At 71.2% G+C, this 16547-nt stretch carries 19 protein-coding genes; 17 read left to right on the top strand and 2 right to left on the bottom strand.

The window, feature by feature from the left end:
• The first annotated feature begins 37 nt into the window (after positions 1–37).
• Together ACFWBB_RS22460 and ACFWBB_RS22455 are read left to right on the top strand one after the other, a co-directional pair.
• On the top strand, positions 38–328 hold the full coding sequence (locus ACFWBB_RS22460; RefSeq protein ID WP_384110762.1) for a hypothetical protein: 291 nt from the start codon (positions 38–40) through the stop codon (positions 326–328).
• Between the two features lie 116 nt (positions 329–444).
• A complete protein-coding gene (locus ACFWBB_RS22455) occupies positions 445–840 on the top strand; it encodes a hypothetical protein (RefSeq protein WP_385275230.1) in 396 nt (131 codons plus the stop codon).
• Between the two features lie 76 nt (positions 841–916).
• Here ACFWBB_RS22455 and ACFWBB_RS22450 read toward each other — a convergent pair whose 3' ends face one another.
• Entirely contained in the window at positions 917–2113 is a 1197-nt protein-coding gene (locus ACFWBB_RS22450) for a hypothetical protein (RefSeq protein ID WP_385275227.1), read from the bottom strand.
• Positions 2114–2433: 320 nt separating this feature from the next.
• Here ACFWBB_RS22450 and ACFWBB_RS22445 point away from each other — a divergent pair, with 320 nt between their 5' ends.
• Positions 2434–2643 (top strand): hypothetical protein, encoded by a 210-nt coding sequence (locus ACFWBB_RS22445; protein ID WP_385275224.1) that lies wholly within the window; start codon positions 2434–2436, stop codon positions 2641–2643.
• A gap of 46 nt (positions 2644–2689) precedes the next feature.
• On the opposite strand, the gene ACFWBB_RS22440 is transcribed toward ACFWBB_RS22445, so the two are convergent.
• Positions 2690–3367 carry a hypothetical protein gene (locus ACFWBB_RS22440; protein WP_385275221.1) on the bottom strand — a complete coding sequence of 226 codons (678 nt, stop codon included), beginning with the start codon at positions 3365–3367 and terminating at the stop codon, positions 2690–2692.
• Between the two features lie 28 nt (positions 3368–3395).
• On the opposite strand from ACFWBB_RS22440, the gene ACFWBB_RS22435 reads away from it, so the two are divergent.
• From ACFWBB_RS22435 to ACFWBB_RS22370, 14 genes are all read left to right on the top strand, one after another.
• Positions 3396–4085 (top strand): hypothetical protein, encoded by a 690-nt coding sequence (locus tag ACFWBB_RS22435; RefSeq protein WP_385275219.1) that lies wholly within the window; start codon positions 3396–3398, stop codon positions 4083–4085.
• A gap of 10 nt (positions 4086–4095) precedes the next feature.
• Complete coding sequence (locus ACFWBB_RS22430; protein WP_385275216.1) at positions 4096–5289, top strand: phage tail protein; 1194 nt, start codon at positions 4096–4098, stop codon at positions 5287–5289.
• A complete protein-coding gene (locus ACFWBB_RS22425) occupies positions 5286–6575 on the top strand; it encodes a tape-measure protein (RefSeq protein ID WP_385275213.1) in 1290 nt (429 codons plus the stop codon). Before ACFWBB_RS22430 ends, ACFWBB_RS22425 begins: the two co-directional genes overlap by 4 nt.
• A gap of 19 nt (positions 6576–6594) precedes the next feature.
• Complete coding sequence (locus ACFWBB_RS22420) at positions 6595–7515, top strand: phage distal tail protein (protein ID WP_385275210.1); 921 nt, start codon at positions 6595–6597, stop codon at positions 7513–7515.
• 4 nt (positions 7516–7519) lie between these two features.
• On the top strand, positions 7520–8836 hold the full coding sequence (locus ACFWBB_RS22415) for a hypothetical protein (RefSeq protein WP_385275207.1): 1317 nt from the start codon (positions 7520–7522) through the stop codon (positions 8834–8836).
• Between the two features lie 73 nt (positions 8837–8909).
• On the top strand, positions 8910–10124 hold the full coding sequence (locus ACFWBB_RS22410; protein ID WP_385275204.1) for a hypothetical protein: 1215 nt from the start codon (positions 8910–8912) through the stop codon (positions 10122–10124).
• 14 nt (positions 10125–10138) lie between these two features.
• Complete coding sequence (locus ACFWBB_RS22405; RefSeq protein ID WP_385275201.1) at positions 10139–11326, top strand: hypothetical protein; 1188 nt, start codon at positions 10139–10141, stop codon at positions 11324–11326.
• A gap of 43 nt (positions 11327–11369) precedes the next feature.
• Positions 11370–12467 carry a hypothetical protein gene (locus ACFWBB_RS22400; protein ID WP_385275198.1) on the top strand — a complete coding sequence of 366 codons (1098 nt, stop codon included), beginning with the start codon at positions 11370–11372 and terminating at the stop codon, positions 12465–12467.
• Positions 12464–13606 carry a hypothetical protein gene (locus ACFWBB_RS22395; protein ID WP_385275195.1) on the top strand — a complete coding sequence of 381 codons (1143 nt, stop codon included), beginning with the start codon at positions 12464–12466 and terminating at the stop codon, positions 13604–13606. The genes ACFWBB_RS22400 and ACFWBB_RS22395 overlap by 4 nt, the downstream gene beginning before the upstream one ends.
• Entirely contained in the window at positions 13606–14346 is a 741-nt protein-coding gene (locus tag ACFWBB_RS22390; RefSeq protein WP_385275192.1) for a hypothetical protein, read from the top strand. The genes ACFWBB_RS22395 and ACFWBB_RS22390 overlap by 1 nt, the downstream gene beginning before the upstream one ends.
• A 30-nt stretch (positions 14347–14376) precedes the next feature.
• On the top strand, positions 14377–14883 hold the full coding sequence (locus ACFWBB_RS22385; RefSeq protein WP_385275189.1) for an ATP-binding protein: 507 nt from the start codon (positions 14377–14379) through the stop codon (positions 14881–14883).
• A gap of 100 nt (positions 14884–14983) precedes the next feature.
• A complete protein-coding gene (locus tag ACFWBB_RS22380; protein ID WP_385275186.1) occupies positions 14984–15871 on the top strand; it encodes a peptidoglycan-binding protein in 888 nt (295 codons plus the stop codon).
• Between the two features lie 15 nt (positions 15872–15886).
• Positions 15887–16135: a hypothetical protein gene (locus ACFWBB_RS22375; RefSeq protein WP_385275183.1), complete on the top strand. Its 249-nt coding sequence runs from the start codon at positions 15887–15889 to the stop codon at positions 16133–16135.
• A complete protein-coding gene (locus ACFWBB_RS22370; protein WP_385275180.1) occupies positions 16132–16392 on the top strand; it encodes a hypothetical protein in 261 nt (86 codons plus the stop codon). Before ACFWBB_RS22375 ends, ACFWBB_RS22370 begins: the two co-directional genes overlap by 4 nt.
• Positions 16393–16547 lie beyond the last annotated feature (155 nt).

The following is a 16547-nucleotide window of genomic DNA, read 5'->3' as shown; positions in this document are numbered from 1 at the left end:
TCATCACGCTGCACGGACCCAAGGAGCACCCATCACCATGGCCCGTTTCGACGTCAACGCCGCCCGCGCCCAGCGCCTCGAAGCCCTCGGACGCACCTGGTCGTTCGAGCTCGACGGCGAGAGCTTCACCCTGCCCACGGAGCTGACCCGCGCCACCGCGAAGGCGCTGCGCAAGCTCGACGACAACGACGTGGACGGGCTGCTCGGCCTGCTCATGGGCGAGCAGCAGTTCGCCCGCTTCGAGCGGTACGAGGTGACCATGCAGGACATCGCCGCCATCCTGGAGGCCTACGGCTCGGAGACCGGGCTCGGCCTGGGGGAAGGCTGAGCCTCGTCGGGTTCGTCGACGAACACGCCGAGGCCCTCGAGGCGGACCTGCTCCGCTACTACAGCATCGACCTGCTCGACTGGCACCGCGACCACCTCTCGGCGCGGCGGCTCGCGGTGCTCATCAAGCATCTGCCGCGCGACAGCGCGCTCAACCGGGAGCTGCACGGCGAGGCCGCCGACTGGTCCGTGACCGACCATCTGCTGGCCGCCACCGTGGACCATCTGGCGGCCGCCAACTGGATGTTCGCCTGCGTCAACTCGGAGGAGGGGGACCAGCCGGACGCTCCGGCACCGGTACCTCGTCCGACGGAACGGGCCGAGAACGGCACCTACGGCGCGGGCGACGCGTACGAGGAGCTGGAGGATCACGAGGAGCACGAGGGAGCCGGCGAGCGTTCCGGGGGCGTCGGGCGGCCGGCCCCGGGGTCGGTCCCCACGGCGGACGGGTCGCGGGCGCCCGCGCCGGACGAGGCGCCGTCGGCGTTCCAACTGGCCCGCTTCTTCGGCTGATCCGCCCGGTCGCCCGGTTTCCCCGGTTCCCGGTCGCCCGCCGGACGGCCGGTCACGGCGTGTCCGTCGGCTCCGCTCAGCGGGAGCCCGACGGGCCGCTCTGCTCGTCCCGGCGCCGGCTGCCGGCCCGGCCCTCCAGTTCGTCCGCGAGGGCCCGGGCTTTGTCCGAAAGCAGCCGGGGCCGGGGTTCGTCGCGCACGCTCCGCGGCTCGACCGGCTCGTCGACCGGCTCGACCGGATCGACCGGTTCCGGCCGCTCGACGTCGTCTGTCTGGTTTGTCTGCTCGGGTCGCTCAGCCTGCTCGGGTCGCTCAGCCTGCTCGGGTCGCTCAGCCTGCTCGGGCCGCTCAGCCTGCTCGGGCCGCTCAGTCCGCTCCGGCCGCTCCCGCAGTGGCCTTTCCGCGGTCCCGGCGCCGTCCGGCCTGCGCGCCCTCTCCCGTCCGGTGGCTCCGATCTCGCCGGGCAGGGCCAGTGGGGGCACGCTCGGCCGGCCGTTGCGCCGGACCACCGGCCGCCGGTCGGAGGGCATGACGCGCTTCCCCCGCACCTCACGTGCGGAGAGCAGGATGTCCCCCTCGGCACCGGAGCCGGCCTTGGCCCCACCGCCCCCACCGGCCTCGCCCGCACCGCCGGCCTCGTCCTCGACGTCCCCGTCCTCCTCGTGCGGCCCACCGGCCGGGCTGCTCGCGCTCGTCGTCCCGGTCGCGCTCGTCGTCCCGACAACGTCGGCCGCGTCCGGATCGCCGTACGGAGTCTCCTCGCTCCCGTCCGTCTCCCCCGCCGGGGGAGGCGACGGCACCGGGGTCCCGTCCGCCACCGATCGTTCCCGTTCGCCGCGTTCCTCCACGCGCGTCCATGCGGAGGGAGGGCGCAGCAGTTCGACATAGGGAAGCGGAATGACCTCGCCGCCGCGCTCCCCCTCGGCCCGTCGGGCCCGGCGGGGGCGGTGGCCGGTGCGGGCGTCCTCCTGGCCCTGGAGGTAGGCGGCGGTGATCCGTTCTTCGTACGCGCGGCGGATCGCGGGCAGCTGTTCGTCGACCACGTCGGCCCAGCCCGCGCTGTACGCGGCCAGTTCCCGCCGGTCGAGTTCGCTGCGGGGAAGGACCACCAGGTCGTCCGGTTCATGGCCGAGCAGCAGGACCAGCTCTGAGACACGGGCGATGAGATGCGGCAGATCGGAGGCCTGTTCGAGCCAATCGATCACATGCTCGCGCCGCACGTTGCTCGCGTCCCCGTCCACCCCGTAGGCCTTGCTCTCGTCCCCTGGCCCCATCGCGCCCCCGCGCGAGGACGGCTGCCCGTCGCCGTCCACCGTCGTCTGGCGGTCACTCAGTTCCCTTGTGGAGCGCCGCTGTTCACCTTTTCGAATCCGACGGGAGAACGGCCGGATCCTACTCCACGAACCTGGGCGGCACTTCGGCCGCACCCCGGCATCACCGCAGGTCCCGACCGCTGAACGACGGGTGCTCCTCGCCAAACACGGAACGGCACCACAGGATTACTCGTACACTAGTTCGAACATACGCGTTTTCGAACGCCCCAGAGGCGCCACCTGTACCACAGCCCAGCGGACAGACCGGAAAGCAGGCCGACATGGTGACTGGCACGAGCAACTCCCCGAAGCAGCCGATCGACACCTACGCCCGCCTCGCCCACCTCCTGCACACCACGCCCCCCGACCGCGAGGCCCTGCTCGACCAGGTGTACGAGGAACTGCTCGCCCGGGAGTCCCGCGCCTACGCGGCCGGCTGGTCGGACGCCCTGACGGAGGCGCGGCGGGGGCGTACCGGGCGCCGCCCGTAAGGCCGCGCCGCCCCAGCCCGCAGGGGCTCGCGCGAGGCCCGTGCCGTCAGAGGCTCTTCTCCCAGCGTGAGAATCCCCGCAGGACGGCCCGGGTGCTCCACCGCAGGCCGAAGTGGAATCCGAGCTGGGGCAGCACCTTGCCCTGATGCATCCCCTGCCTGCTCCAGAACGAGTAGTAGACGTCGTCGGGGTCCCCGAAGAACTGCCAGAACGTACGTGAGGCGTCGTACCGGCCGATGTACCGTGCCATCTCCTCGGCCTGGGTCATCCTGTCGAGCCAGAAGATCACGAGTGTCGTGCCGCCGTACCCGGCGTTCCATTCACCGACCGCGCGTACCGCCGGCAGCGGCCGGCCGTACCAAGGGGCCTCCCCGACGCCGAGACGTCGCTCCACCTCGCTCGCGGGGACATGGTCCTCGAAGAGCCCCCGCTCCATGTTCGGCCTGACCGCCCAGTCGCCGATCCACTCGGACAGGGAATCCCGCTCCAGCCGAGTACGGATCACCTCGGTACCGGCGTCTTCGTGATGCGGCCTCTTCGATGCGTCCGACTCTTTCGCTTCACCGTAGAGGAAGACATCCAGGCCGCGACCCGGCTGGAATTTATCGGCAATCGCCAGGACTCGTTCCGCATACCAGGCGATCGAGCCTTTTTTTTTCGGCTCGAAATACCAATTCCAACTGGTGGGGACGGCGAGCACTACGCGCACATCGTCAGAAAGCATGCGGGAACGCTAGCACAGGAGGGCAACCATGGGACGAGATCTCAAAGAAGTCGACGAGGCTCTCAAAGCCCTCAAGAGCGATACCGAAACCAGTTTCGCCGGGATAAGGACCACACTCGGCACGCACACCACGGATATTTCCGGGATCAACACCAAGCTCGGTACGCAGTCCAAGGACATCGTCAAGCTCCAGCAGTCCTACAAGGGACTCCGCACGACCCACAGCGGTATCTCCACGTCTCTCTCGTGGATGAGCAACTCCATCGCTACGCACACCAACGGCCTCACCGGCCTTGCCGCCAGTCTCACCCTGCTGACCGTCGGCCTGTCGATCTTCAAGGTCGACGAGAAGGGGATAACGATTCTGGGCGCTACCCGGGAATTCCCCTGGAAGAAGAAGATCGACGAGCTCCAGAAAAAGATCGAGTCGCGGACACAGGGAAGTGATCGCGTCAAGAAGGAAACCCGCGACAAGCTCATCGATGACAACTTCCAGCACATCGAAAAACTCAAAGAGACCGAGCAGACGGTCGAGAAACTGAAGCAGCGACTCGAGGTTGTACGAAACGCCGCGGACGCGGAACGCCGACGGCTGGAGGCAAATCCCAGGATGCGGACCGACCGGGGAATCGACGACCCGGTTCCCCTGGTCCGCGGTGTCGCCAGCGAGGTGACCGTTCTGCGCAGGGCTCTCCGCGAACTCACCGCAGCACTCTAAGGAGACATCCATGTCGTTGTCCTCAGCAGCGAGCCGGGCCGCCAACTCACTGCAACAGTTCAAGGCACAGGCCACCGGGGTCGCGACGGCGACCCAGAACCTCAGTCGCGCGGCACAGAGTGGAAAGGGCGAGATCGGCAAGCTCCGCTCCGCCTCCCAGGAGACGGCCAAGCAGCTGAAGGACCTCAAGACCGCCTCCGACCAGGCCGAGAAGTCGCTCGGCAAGGCCGGGAAAACCGGGTCCAGTGCCGGTACGAACCTCGGCAAGTACGAGTCCGGGGCGGGCAAGGCGGCCAAGGGCCAGGACAAGATGAACAAGTCGATGAAGGGCAACTTCTTCGGCATGCTCATGAGCCTGCTCCAGCCGCTGATCGAGAAGGTCGTCGACATGGCGGCCAACTCCAAGACCATGCAGAAGGTCCTGAAGACGGCCTTCGAGGTCATCAAGTCCGTGATCGGCAACGTCATGAAGGCCATCGGGCCGATCATGAAGAACGCGGCCAAGCTCATCAAGTCGGTCTGGACCGGCATCAAGACGGCGATCTCGGCCGTCGTCAAGGCCGTGGCCACGGTGATCAAGACCTACGTCGCCATCTGGAAGAAGGTCATCACCACCGCGCTGAACGCGATCAAGACGGTCGTCTCCGGCGTCTGGAAGGGCATCAAGGCCGTCATCTCGCCGGTCGTCAACTGGGTCAAGTCCGCGATCCCGAACGCCTTCAGGGCCGTCAAGGACAAGCTGTCCAGCATCTGGGGCGGCCTCAAGGGCATCGCCGGCCGCGCCTTCGACGGCATCAAGAGCGCGGTGAAGGGCCCGATCAACGCGGTCATCGGCATCATCAACCGCGCGATCGGCGCCCTCAACGGCATCAAGGTGTCGATCCCGGGCTGGGTCCCGGGCGTCGGCGGCAAGACCTTCGGCGTCAGCCTGCCGAGGATCCCGATGCTGGCCACCGGCGGTGTCGTCATGCCCCGCTCCGGCGGTGTCCCCGCGATCCTCGCCGAGGCCGGTGAGGCGGAGGCCGTCCTGCCGCTGAGCAAGCTGGACCGGCTGCTGCGACGGGCCGCCGCCCAGGGCCCGGCATACGCCGGGGCCGCCGGTTCGGGCGGCGCGCTGCACATCGAGCACTACTACGCGGCCGAGAGCAGCAGCCCGCAGCGGACAGCCGACGCGCTGATGTTCCTGGCGAAGGCACGCGGATGAGCGCCGCCGCGCTGCCTGCGGGAGGCGGGGCGGCCGACCTGTTCGCCGGGGTGGCACCGGCCCTGCGGGCCTTCCGGTCCCGGGTGGAGCAGAGCGACACCACGGTGCGTTCCCTCGCAGGCCTGATCAAGAGTGCCGCCACCGGCGTCGACGCCGTCCGTTCCGCCGCTTCCCAGGGCGCCACCGCCGTGCGTCAGGTCAAGACCGGCGCCGACGCCGCGAGCCGCTCCGTCGCCAAGACCGGACAGACCGCCACCGTCGCCGCCTCCGGCATCAAGTCGGCCGGGACCCGGGCCAAGGGCGCCGGCAAGTCGCTCGGCACCCTGAACTCCGCGTTCGGCGGTGTCCTCGCCATCGTCGGCGCGCTGATCGAGGCCTCCGGCGTGCTCGGCGACCTCATGGGCGCCTTCGGCACCGCCATGACCATCGGCTCCGGCGTGATGCTGGTCATCAACGCCCTCACCCGTGCCAACCCCATCGGGTTCGTCACCGGTCTCCTCCTGCCCGTCGCCGGCTGGCTGATCGACCTCGCGCTGAACTCCGAGACCGGGCAACGGCTGATGGAGCAGCTCGCCACCCTCGTACTGAAGTACGTCGAGGGCTGTCTGACCGTCATGACGCCGCTGCTCAAGGGCATCGCGAGCGCGGTGAACACGTACGTCACCGGATACCTGGCCGTCATCACCACCGCGCTCACCGCCATCGGCACGCTCCTCGGTACCGGCTTCGCCGTCATGAAGGCGCTGACCACCGGGGACACCCGGGCGCTCAGCGGCAAGGTGTCATCGGTCTGGCGGGGGTTCAAGGACGCGGTGCGGCCGGCGCTGGAGTGGATCACCAGGGACGTCCCCAGGATGTTCACCCGGATCAAGGAGGCGACCTCCCGCACCCTCGACGCGATGGGCAGGTTCGTGACGACCGGCGCCCAGACCGTCGCCGGTGTGGTCAAGGGGCCGATCCAGGGACTCATCGCCTTCGCCAACTGGGTCATCGACGGGCTCAACTCCCTGAGCTTCTCGATCCTCGGCAAGAAGTTCGGCATCCACCTGGACAAGATCCCGATGCTCGCGGAGGGCGGCATCGCCGTCCCCGGCGCCGCCCGGGGCGCGGGCCGGGTGCTGCCGCTGACCACCCTGGAGCGGCAGCGGGCGCTCGCCCGGCGCAACGGGGCGCCGACGTCCCGACCGGCTCACCGGGTCAAGGAGTTCCACGAGAGCGCGGGCACGGGCGCCCGCGGCACCGCGGAAGACCTGCTCTTCCTCGCCTCCGCCCACGCCTGCACATGAGAGTGAGGTGACGGCCACCATGGCCGAGATCACGACAACCGCATACACAGACGATGTGGCCCCCGGCTCACTCATCACCCGCGACGGGCAGATGCAGTGGGCCGGACTGCTGATGGGCCCCGGCACCTCCTACGAGATCGACCGCGGCGGCCTCAGCGGCTGGGAGGACCTGCCGGAGTACGACTCCTCCGACGCCGACCACCCCACCGCGCACGGCGCCTGGCCGGGCGCCCGCTACGCCAAGCCGCGCAAGGTCGGCGGCACGGTGTGGACCGTCCCGGCGCAGGACGACGCCGCCTCCTCGCTCGCCGCCACCCGTGTCCTGCGCCAGGCGCTGCTGCTCGGCGACGCGGAGCGCTGGCTGGCGGTGCGGCTGCACGGCGAGACGCTGGCCGTACGGGCCCGGGTCAGCCAGCGGGTGCTGGCCGCCGACCGGACGTACACCACGCAGGGCGTCTCCCGGGCGTCCGTGCAGTGGTACGCCACCGACCCGCGCCGCTACTCGGTCACCGAACAGACCGCCGTCACCGGCGCCCCGCAGCCGGAGAGCGGTCTGACCTGGCCGCTGACCTGGCCGCTGTACTGGGGGCAGGCGGCCTCCACCGGTGACGTCAACGCCGACAACGGCGGCTCCGCACCCACCCACCCGGTGATCACCTTCACCGGCCCGTGCGCCAACCCGACGGTGACCGACCGGACTTCGGCGCAGCGGCTGCGCTACGAGATCGCGCTGGCCTCGGGCGACGAGCTCGTCGTCGACACCGCCGCCGGCACGGTCACCCTCAACAGCACCGCCTCCCGCCGGCACACCGCGGCCGCGGACAGCAGCCCCGAGGAACTCTTCGCGTTCGCCCCCGGCCGGGCGCAACTGGCCTTCCGACCCGACACCTACGGCTCCGGCGCCCAGATGACGGTGCGCTGGCGAGAAGCGGAGTGGTGACCCCATGACCGTGCGAGCCGCCTGGCTCACGGAGACCGGCCAGACCCGGGAGGACACCCGGGTCACCCTGTCCGGACTCCTCACCCCGAACGCCCTGGTCGCGGAGAACATCCCGCTCAAGGCCCGCGGCGGTATCGTCCCCGGCGGCTTCGCGCTCAGCGGCGCCACCGGGGGCATGACCCTCACGATCGGCACCGGCCGCGCCTTCGTCCAGGGCGGCCGGACCAACCAGGGCACCTACGCCGTGGCGGTGACCGAACCCGAGAGCCTGACGATCGAGGACGGCGACCCCACGCACCAGCGGATCGACCTGGTCGAACTCGTCGTCCAGGACCGCACCTACGACGGCACCGCCGACACCGTGGCACGCGTCCGCCTGGTCAGGGGCACCCCCGCGGCCACGCCCCAGCAGCCGGTCGGTCCCGACGGCAGCACCCTGTCGCTCTACCGGATCCTGGTGCCCGCCGGGGCGTCGGCCGGCTCCGGCGGACTGGCCTGGGACTCCGCCGTCACCAACCTGCGCTACGCCACGGTCGCCCTCGGCGGCATCGTCCCCGCCGCCGGCTTCAGCGGCGCGTACGCCGGCCAGTACCGCGACAACGCCGGCGTCCTGGAGCGCTGGGACGGCACCGCCTGGGTCGCGTACCCCAAGGGCGTCGGCGGGATCCCGCCGGCCGGCACCCTGGCCGCGGGCAGCTACGCCGGCCAGTACCAGGAGGACCCCACCGGTCCGCTCCAGCGCTGGAACGGCAGTGCCTGGGTCGCGTACCCGAAGTCCGTCGGCGGCATCGCCCCCTCCGGCGCCGTCGCCACCGGCGGCTACCCCGGCCAGTACCGCGAGGACTCCGCCGGTCTGCTTCAGCGCTGGAACGGCAGTGCCTGGACCTACGCGGAGGGTCGCACGACCCTGCTGCTCAGCGTCTCGCAGACCAGCGAGCAGTCCGTGGTCCCCAACACGTGGACGCAGATGACCCTGCAGAGCACCGACGTGGACGACGCGGCCGGCTGGTCGGGGTCCAACACCTACACGGTGCCGAGGGCCGGCTGGTGGCGGGTGTCGGGGTCCGTCACCTGGCTCCAGCAGCCCTCGACAGCCTCGCGCGGCGCACGGATCTACCTCAACGGCAGCGGTGTCTCGCGCGCCACGTGGCTGATCGGCGCGGGCCCCGGCGCGACCTCGGTCGGCGGCAGCGCCCTGATCAGGTGCGCCGTCGGCGACAAGCTCGCGCTCTACGGGCTTCAGAGCTCCAGCGTGACCATCAACACCCTCGGCGGCTCCGGCTACTACACCAACTTCACCGCCGAATGGCTCAGGTCCTGACGTGTCCTGACGGGCCCTCACCTCACCCACGCACAGCCGGAGTTCGCCTCCGAAGACCACAGGAGACCAGCAGATGAACCTGCGCAGCTCATGGGTGGCCGAGACCGGCCAGACCCGCGAGGACACCCGCCTCACCCAGCTCGGCGCGACCACCCCGGCCAACCCGCTGGACGTCCGCTCCGGCATCCTGCCCGGCTCCTACGACGGCCAGTACCGCCTCTCGGGCTTCTGGATGGAGGGCGGCGCGGGCACCATGACCGCCACCGTCCACGAGGGCCGGGCCGTCGTCCAGGCCGACAGCAACCAGGGCGCCTACCCGGTCACGCTGGCCGAGCCGATCACCCTCACCTTCGCCGACGGCGACGCCTCCTACGGCCGGATCGACGTCGTCGTCCTGCGCGTCTACGACGACCTGTACGACGACTCGGGCTTCACCAAGGCCGCCGTGGAGATCGTCCGGGGCACTCCGGCGACCACCCCCGTCGTGCCCGCGCTCCCGGAGGTCGCGCTGCCGGTCTACCAGGTGGCCGTCCGAGCCGGCATCAGCGCCGGGAAGGGCGGCGTCAACTGGAGCACCGACGTGACCGACCTGCGCACGCCCACCGTCGCGGTCGGCGGCATTCTGCCCGTCTACGGCGAGACGGGCAACGGCGCCTACCCGGGCCAGTACCGCGACTCCGGCGGCGCCCTCCAGCGCTGGGACGGCTCCGCCTGGGTGTCCTACCCCAGCGCCCTGGGCGGCATCGCCCCCTCGGGCACGGTCACCACGGCCAGTTACACCGGCCAGTACCGCGACACCCCCGCCGGGCTCCAGCGCTGGAACGGCACCGCCTGGGTGACGTACCAGCCGGTCCCGACCTGGACGAACTACACGCCGGTCTGGCGCTGCGAGACCGGCGTGGCGCCCGCCCTCGGCAACGGCACGCTGGCCGGGGCGTACGTGAAGACGGGCACCGTCGTCACCTTCCGGATCTACCTCAAGATCGGTTCGACGACCAACCTGTCCGCCCAGTCCGCCGACGGCGACTGGACCTTCTCGCTGCCGGCCGCGCCGGTCTCCACCGCCTGGAAGCTGGACGGGCGGGTGCTGAGCGCGGAGGCCTTCGACGACTCCGGCCCCTTCCTCTACCAGGGCAGCGGGCTCCTCGCGGTGGCCAACGGCGGAGTCGTCCGCTCGCTGCGCGACACCCTCAAGACCGGCACCAGCCCGTGGGACAGGTCCGCGCCGTTCGCCTGGGCCGTCAACGACATCCTCTCCATCCACGGCACCTACGAGTCGGCCTCCTGACGAAAGGACACCCCATGTCCGTACGTTCCGCCTGGCTGTCGGCCGACGGCCAGACCCGGGAGGACACCCGGGTCACCCAGATCGGGGCGGTCACCCCGGTCACCGACATCAAGGGGCGCTCCGGGGTCCTGCCCGGCTCCGAGAACGGCCTGTACCGGGTCACCGGACTCTGGCTGAACGGCACCGTCGGCGGCATGACCGCCACCGTCGGGGTGGGCCGGGCCGTCATCCAGACGTCCGTCGCCCGCGGCGCCTACCCGGTCGCCGTCACCGAACCGGTCCCGCTCACCTTCGACGCGGGCGACCCCCAGTTCGGCCGCGTCGACCTCGTCGTCCTGCGGATCTACGACGACGACTACGACGGCTCCGACCGCACCGAGGCCGCCGTCGAGATCGTCAAGGGCACCGCGGCCGCCACCCCGGTCGCCCCCGCCGCCCCGGACGCCTCCCTCGCCCTGTTCACCGTCGCCGTGGCCAAGAACGCCGGGGCCGGCAGCGGCGGAATCGACTGGGACAACGCCCGCGTCGATCTGCGCCCCACCACCGTCCCGCTCGGCGGCATCCTGCCGACCCGCTCCGACGACACCGCTCCGGGCGGCTACCCCGGCCACTACCGGGACGTCAACGACACGCTCCAGCGCTGGAGTTCGACGGCCTGGGTGCCCTACCCCAAGGGCGTCGGCGGGGTCGTCCCGGCCGGGCTGCTGACCACCGGCGGCTATGTCGGCCAGTACCGGGACTCCTCGCTCGGCCAGCTCCAGCGCTGGAACGGCGGCGCCTGGCAGCCGGCCGTTCCTGGGCCCGCCTTCGTGCAGTCGCTGGACGCCGGGACCACCGCCTCGACGACGTACACGGCCGCGCTGGCCTCCACTACCGTCACGGCGCTGTGGCTCAACTTCACCGCTCCGCCGTCCGGCTCCGTGATCATCGGCCTGGGCGCCCGGATGTCCTCGGGCGGCGAGACCGCGCAGGCGCACATGTCCCCGCAGGTCACGCTGGGCTCCACGGTGATCTGGGCGGCGGACGACGAGCGGGCCGCGTCCGGTTCGGGCGCGGTGTCCAAGTCGACGTCGACCCAGCTGCGCCTGAACTCCCTCACCGCCGGCTCGACCTACACCGTCACCGTGATGCACCGGTCGAGCAACGCGAGCTTCACCTGCGCGTTCGACAACATCTTCCTGCGCGTCGACCCGATCGCCTGAACCACCGTCCCGTTCCCGCCCGTTCTCCCGAAAGGAGTCGACCATGCCCGTGCGCTCCGGATGGCTCTCCCCCGACGGCCAGTCCCGTGAGGACACCCGCCTCGTCTCGCTCGGCGCCCTGACCCCCACCTCGCCCGTCGCCACCCGCTCCGGCATCCTGCCGGGCTCCTCCGACGGCGCCTCCCGCATCTCCGGCTTCACGCTCACCGGCACCGCGAACAGCATGTCCGCCACGGTCAGCCCCGGCCGCGCCGTGCTCCAGGGCACCGACGCCAGGGGCGCCTACCCGGTCGCCCTCACCGAGTACCTGCCCGTGACGTTCGCGGACGGCAACGCCCAGTACAACCGCATCGACCTGCTCGTCCTGCGGATCCACGACGACGCCTACGACGGTCTCGGCCGCACCGAGGCCGTCGTCGAGATCGTCCCGGGCACCCCGGCCGCGGCCCCGACGGTACCGGCGGCGCCCGGCCTGTCGCTTCCGCTGTACGAGGTCACCGTGCCGGCCAACGCGAGCGCGGGCACCGGCGGCATCGCCTGGGCCTCGGCGCTGGTCGGCCGCCGCACCGCCACGGTAGGCCTCGGCGGCATCCTCCCGGTGACCACGGACACCTCCAACGGCGCCTACCCCGGCCAGTACCGGGACCTCGGCGGTCAGCTCCAGCGCTGGAGCGGCACCGCCTGGACCGACTACCCGGTCCTGCCCACCTGGCAGAGCTGGACGCCGACGTGGACGACCAGCACCGGCCTCGCGACGCCGTCCTACGGCAACGCCACCGTGAGCTGCCGGTACGTGAAGTCCGGCCGGACCGTGCACTGCAACTTCACCATCGTCTTCGGCAACACCACCACCTTCGGCACCGGCTCCGCGACGACCGACAACTGGCGGTTCTCCCTGCCGGTGCCGGCCTCGGGCGGACAGTCGGTCGTCGGGTTCGCCGAACTCGGCGTGGACAACGCCAGCCGGATCGTCTCGCGTGTGCAGATCCCCACCTCCACCACATTCGAACTGGTGATCTCCACCGGCCGTTCCAGCGGGACCGCGCTCGCCAACACCGGTGTCGTGGACGCCACCTCGCCATGGGCCTGGGCGAGCACGAACTCCATCCTCGGCACCGCCACCTACGAGGCGGCCTCATGAGCGTCACCACCCCCTACCGCGCGATCTTCTGCGATCTGCGCACCGACGACACCATCGACATCCTGCCCCTGCGGGACGTCACCGTCGACGACTACATCGGTAAGGCCGGATCCCTCTCCGGCACCGTCCCCATCCCCAACGCGCAGGTGGCCGCCCGCGTCCGCCGCATCGAGGAGGGCCGCACCGCGGTCTACCTCCAGCGGGGCAACGACCTGTGGTGGGGCGGCATCATCTGGACGTCCACCCTGCAGAGCGACGACCGGGGCGTGCTCACCCTCGGCATCCAGGCGGCCACCTTCGAGTCGTACGCCGGCCGCCGCCGTATCCGCCAGGACCTCACCTTCTCCGGGAGCAACGACCAGCTGGAGGTGGCGCGGCGGCTGTGGCGCCACCTCCAGACCGGCGAGCTCGTCGACGACGGCACGCCTCCGCTGCCGACCGGCGGCGACATCGGCGTCACCTTCGGGCAGGAGCTCTCCGGGGTGACGCGCTCGGTGTCGTACCGCGACGGCGACGAGACCGTCTACCTGGAGGCGATCGACGCCCTGGCCGCCCTGGAGAACGGCTTCGAGCACTACATCGCCGTCTACCGCGACCCGGTCACCGGCACCCGGGTCCGCCGGCTGCGGCTGGGCGGCCCGAAGATCACCACCGGCAGCACCGACCTGGTGATGGACCGGCCCGGCACGATCCTGTCGTACACCTTCCCGCGCGACGCCACCCGCGGCGGGACCACCGCCCGGGCCCGCGGCGCCACGGACAACACCAACCAGGCCGTCGAGTCCCGTCCGCTGTTCGCCGACGCCGACATCCCCGACGGCGAAGCCCTGATCAAGGTCGGCTACCCGCGGGTCGACCTCGCCTCGGACCACAACGACATCGCGAGCACGACGATCCTGCGGTCCCTGGCCAACGCCGAACTCGCCGAGGGCACCGGGGCCGTGGTGATCCCCGAGATCAGCGTCCGCCTCGACGACCTGGTGCCGTCCGCGCTGCTGGGCCGCACCGTCCGCCTCCGGATCACCGACGAGTGGTGGACCGAGGGCCTGGACGCCCGCTACCGGATCATCGGCGTCAAGGTCAGCCCGGCCCAGCGCGGCCGCCCCGACACCGCCGAGCTCTACCTGGAGGACGCCTGATGCCACAGCTCCCCGAAGACATCATCGACCGGCTCACCCAGATGGAACGCCGCATCCAGCAGCTGTCCACCGCCGTCAACACCCGCCCCGCCCTCAACACGATCACCGGCGGCGAGGTGGAGATCAAGGACGGCACCCTGAAGGTCACCGACGGCGGCACCCTGCTGGTCCAGCGGCCCGGCAGCACCGACACGATGTTCCGGGTCGGCTCGTGGAAGGACGCCGAGTACGGCCTGGAGATCCACCGCCAGACCGGCAGCCTCGCCATGACCCTGTTCAACGGGGACGGCAGCGCCAATTCGCTCCAGCCGCTGCGGATCTACGACAACGGCAACCGGGAGATCTTCTCCGACGACGTCAACAGCGGCGGCCTGGCCCGGCCCTGGCTGGCCATGCTGCCCCCGCAGGACACGGCGCAGACGCGCTGGCCACAGACCACCTCGACGTCCTGGGCGACGATCGCGACGTCGTACAACCCGGTCTGGCAGCCGAAGATACGGCTGAGGCTGAGCACCGCGGCGAGTTCCGGCGCGGCCGGTCAGGTCCGGGTGCTCGTGAACAGCGCCCAGTGGGGCCCCACGGTCACCGCCGGCACCGAGTTCGACTACACGGACCTGATCAGCACCACCTTCTCCTCCGTGTACACGACCGCGGTCAAGGTCGATATCCAGGCCATCGTCACCTCCACCTCCGGCACCGTCTACGCCACCCCGGTCCTCATGCACGGCCGCCAGAGCTGATCCCCGACACCACAGGAAGGCAGCGCGTCCATGGACATCGACCCCACCCAGCCCTGGGGCCTCGCGATCGACTACGCGGGCCGGGCCACCCTCACCGAGAGCGGCCACACGATCCACGTCAACGTCTCCGACACCAGCCTCAGCTCGGCCATCGGCCCCGACTCCATCAGCGGCACCTACTCGCCGGTCAACGTCACCGCCCAGTTCACCGAGACCGGCGAGGGCGGCGCGGTCCTGCGCGGCACCGGCCGCATCACGATCATGCCCGTCGGCACGGACCCGGTCGTCCCCGACCCGGCGGCATTCCAGCGAGCGGTCGCCGAGTCCCTGACCGACTTCGCGACCAACGCGGCTGCCTACGTCGCCCTGTGCGCCCGCTGGCAGCCGGACGGCGGCGCCGAGGACGGCGACGGCACCACCCCGGACCCCGGGACCGAACCGGCCCCGGACACGGAGGCCGATCCCGAGACCTCCGACGGTACGGCCGCCGAAACAGGCACCGACGCCGGCACCGATGGCGACCCCGCCATGGTCTGAGGCAACCGCACCGACAGAAGAACCACCCCCGCCACCCCGAGCCGCTCCCCCGCCGGCCGGGGTTTTCTCATGCCCGAACATTCCCCAGGGAGGCACCACCATGGCCAACCCCCTCTCCGCCGACGCCCTCGTGTCCGTACTGCGGGCCGAGGGCGTCACCGTCGTCGAGCACTCCGGCTGGCGCACCAACAACCGCAACCACAAGGGAAGTTGGGGCCCGGTCAACGGAGTGATCGTGCACCACACAGTCACCTCCGGCACCGGCAACAGCGTGAGCCTGTGCTTCGACGGCCACTCCGCCCTGCCCGGCCCCCTCTGCCACGGCGTGATCGCCAAGGACGGCACGGTCCACCTCGTCGGCAACGGCCGCGCCAACCACGCGGGCAGCGGCGACGGTGACGTCCTGAGGGCCGTCATCGCCGAGAAGGCGCTGCCCGCGCCCAACGAGAACGACACCGACGGCAACGTCCACTTCTACGGCTTCGAGTGCGTCAACCTCGGCGACGGCAAGGACCCGTGGCCGGCGGTCCAGCTGGAAGCCATGGTCCGCGCCTCGGCCGCGCTGTGCCGGGCGCACGGCTGGTCCGCCGCCTCCGTGATCGGCCACAAGGAGTGGACCAGCACGAAGATCGACCCGCGCGGCTTCACCATGGCCGACTTCCGCGCCAGGGTCGCGACCCGGCTGGGCAGGCCGACCACCCCGGGCACCGGCACCGGCACCGGCACGAGCAACCCGCAGTACCAGCCCTTCCCCGGCGCCGCCTGGTTCCGGAAGAACCCGAACTCGGCGATCGTCACCGCGCTGGGCAAGCGCCTGGTCGCCGTCGGCTGCTCCGCCTACACCTCCGGCCCCGGCCCGCAGTGGACCGAGGCCGACCGTCTCTCCTACGCCAAGTGGCAGCGCAAGCTCGGCTACACCGGCTCCTCCGCCGACGGCTGGCCGGGCGCCAAGTCCTGGGCGGCGCTGAAGGTCCCGTACAGCTCCTGAGAATCGAGGATCCCGATGTCAGAGGCCGCCAAGCGCACCCTCCGTACCGTTCTCCAGACCGCTGTCGGCCTGTGCGTCCTGCTGCCGACGGCCGTCGACGCCGCCGGCCTCCCAGGCACCCTGCCCTGGGCCGCCGCGGCGCTCACCGTCGCCGCCGGCGTGACCAGGGTCATGGCCCTGCCCGCCGTACAGACCCTGCTGCCCGCGTGGCTGCGCACGGACACCCCGGCCGGCGGAAGGCCCAGCGAAACGAGCGACGCGTGAACGAACCCTTCTCCGACCCTGCCTCCGTGGCCCTGGAACTGGAGCGGCTGCGCGGCACCGTCGAGGCCGGCTTCGCCCGCGTCGACGGCTCGCTCGCCCTGCTGGTCCAGCGCAGCGACCAGACCGACAAACAGATCGCCGACCACGAACAGCGCCTCGACGCCCTGGAACGCTCCCGCTGGCCGCTCGCCAGCATCGGCGCCCTGGCCGCCCTGGCGACGGTCGCCGTCACCGCCTGGGAGCTGACCGGCCGCTAGTGCCCGTCTCCGGACACGCCGAAGGGGGGGGGCCCCCCGCCCCAACGGGGGGGCCGCCCGCCAGTGATGAGACCGAGCCCGTTATGGTTTGTAGGGGCGGGGTGGGGGTGCCTCACCGGGAAGGCCCGGGCCGGGCCCCGGGCCGACCGCGCGGG

Origin of the sequence: Streptomyces sp. NPDC060000 (assembly GCF_042737375.1) — a bacterium.
Classification (GTDB): domain Bacteria; phylum Actinomycetota; class Actinomycetes; order Streptomycetales; family Streptomycetaceae; genus Streptomyces.
Note: the sequence above shows the minus strand (reverse complement) of the source record. Positions and strands in the feature narration are given on the sequence as shown.